Genomic DNA, 660 nt, shown 5'->3' with positions numbered 1-660 from the left:
ATGACTAAAACTATAGTCTATGGTTAGATAGTACTTTGAAGGTACAAACACTAAATTAAAAAAATTAATATTTATGATATTTTTCTTACTTTCTTAAATATGGGATTTATAGGAGGAGTATATTTTAGGGAGTTTACTAGAGCATTTAGCTATGAAGCATCTAATCACTTAGGTAAAGTACATGTACATACTTTAGTTTTAGGATTTATATTACTTCTAATTATACATTTACTTACTAAAGGAATGGAGATAAAGGAAATAGAAAATTATATTAAAATATATGGTACAGGAATTAAACAAACTATAACTAACATGGTTGTTCAGTATATGTATAAAATTTGGGCTCAGGGTGAAAAAACTATTATCAAACATGCTAAATCTGGTATGGCAGGAATAGGACTTATACTGTTAACTATAGGATTTGTAACTGTAATGATTTAAATAATAAGGAGAAAATAATGATAACATCATTAGAAATATATTTAATAACCAATGCGAATGAATAAGAAGCTGTAAATTTCTATAAGGAAGCATTAGGTGCAGAGATAATAAGCCTAATGTATTTTAAGGATCATAATCCAGATTGTCCTAAAGAATATCAGGATTTAGTATTAAATGCACAACTTAAAGTAGGATTGTTTAGATTAATGTTATCTGATG

At 26.5% G+C, this 660-nt stretch carries 1 protein-coding gene; it reads left to right on the top strand.

The window, feature by feature from the left end:
- Positions 1 to 54: 54 nt before the first annotated feature.
- Complete coding sequence (locus tag AYC60_RS02190; RefSeq protein ID WP_082762546.1) at positions 55 to 441, top strand: DUF2871 family protein; 387 nt, start codon at positions 55 to 57, stop codon at positions 439 to 441.
- The last annotated feature ends 219 nt before the right edge of the window (positions 442 to 660 follow it).

The sequence above is a fragment of the Streptobacillus felis genome, from assembly GCF_001559775.1.
Taxonomy (GTDB): Bacteria; Fusobacteriota; Fusobacteriia; order Fusobacteriales; family Leptotrichiaceae; genus Streptobacillus; species Streptobacillus felis.
The sequence above is the reverse complement of the archived record's forward strand: the minus strand, read 5'-3'. Positions and strand labels throughout refer to the sequence as shown.